We start from the raw sequence: 1,068 nt of genomic DNA, 5'->3' as shown, positions 1-1,068 counted from the left end.
GAACTCGGTTGTTAAACGCTGCGGTGGCGAAGATATTTGGCGGGTCACTGCCTGAGAAAATAGCTCGATGCCTGGGATTTTATTTGAAATACAAAGCCTCTTTCTGTAGTACAGATAGGGGTTTTGTTTTTAGAGTTTATGCGTCCAGGACTGAATTTGAAGCTATTTGTCAGGTGCGATCGCACTTTCGGAGCTTCAACTAATATCAAGTCCAGTGCCATCCTTCTAGCATCGGGCGGGGGCGGGTTTTTGAGATTGTCGGTTTTTGACAAATATTGTTGGTGAACCCGCCCCTTGTATCTTAAAAGAGTGAGTCAGTCGATCGCCACGTCATTGATTCGATCGCCACATCAATCAGGCGATCGAGCCGACAAGTGGGCGATCGAGCCGACAAGTGGGCGATCGTACCGATCATCAGGCGATCGCCACATCAATCAGGCGATCGAACCGACAATCAGTCGATCGAGCCGACAAGTGGGCGATCGAGCCGACAAGTGGGCGATCGAGCCGATCATCAGTCGATCGTACCGATCATCAGTCGATCGTACCGACAATCAGGCGATCGAGCCGACAAGCAAAGCGAATCTAAAGAAACAAGGAAAGTTTAGTACAAATGGTTCTGTAACAGCAGAAAGTGTTCTTTAAGGACATCAGAAATCGGTGAAGTTGGCCCGCCCCTTAGACTGTATAAGTCTGTTGCGTAGATAAGCTCCCATTACTGATGACAGGCGCACATCAAACTGGACAGTATCTTAGGCTCTCGGCATTATCGGGAAAGCCTGCATTGACAAGGTTAGTATTCAATTGCCTGTCGGTTCTTTCATACAATCGGAGTACATCTGGAGCAAACAATGACATCAACAGTCTTAGGCATAGACATCAGTAAAAGAGATTTTCATGTCTCATTACTGGGGAGCATCCCAATTTGGTAAAAAGCGTTTTTTAGGAGTGCGAGCGTCTCGCTCGCGGCTAGATCGCGAGCGAGACGCTCGCGGGAGCGTGTCACTTTTGCGATGAGTATAAATACTCAGAAATACTAGGGCAGAGGTTTTGAGCTATTGTTGGGCA

2 protein-coding genes are annotated in these 1,068 nt (G+C 47.8%); both read left to right on the top strand.

All coding sequences use genetic code 11. From position 1 onward, the window contains the following. The coding region (locus tag QUA02_RS33470) for a hypothetical protein (RefSeq protein ID WP_333034033.1) at positions 1–203 on the top strand (203 nt) is incomplete at its 5' end. A 91-nt stretch (positions 204–294) separates the two neighbouring features. Next, positions 295–645 carry a hypothetical protein gene (locus tag QUA02_RS33465; RefSeq protein ID WP_333034031.1) on the top strand — a complete coding sequence of 117 codons (351 nt, stop codon included), beginning with the start codon at positions 295–297 and terminating at the stop codon, positions 643–645. Positions 646–1,068: the final 423 nt, after the last annotated feature.

The sequence above is a fragment of the Microcoleus pseudofavosus SVA1_A4 genome, from assembly GCF_036700565.1.
Lineage (GTDB): Bacteria > Cyanobacteriota > Cyanobacteriia > Cyanobacteriales > Microcoleaceae > Microcoleus.
This window is presented reverse-complemented; position numbering and strand designations above follow the sequence as displayed.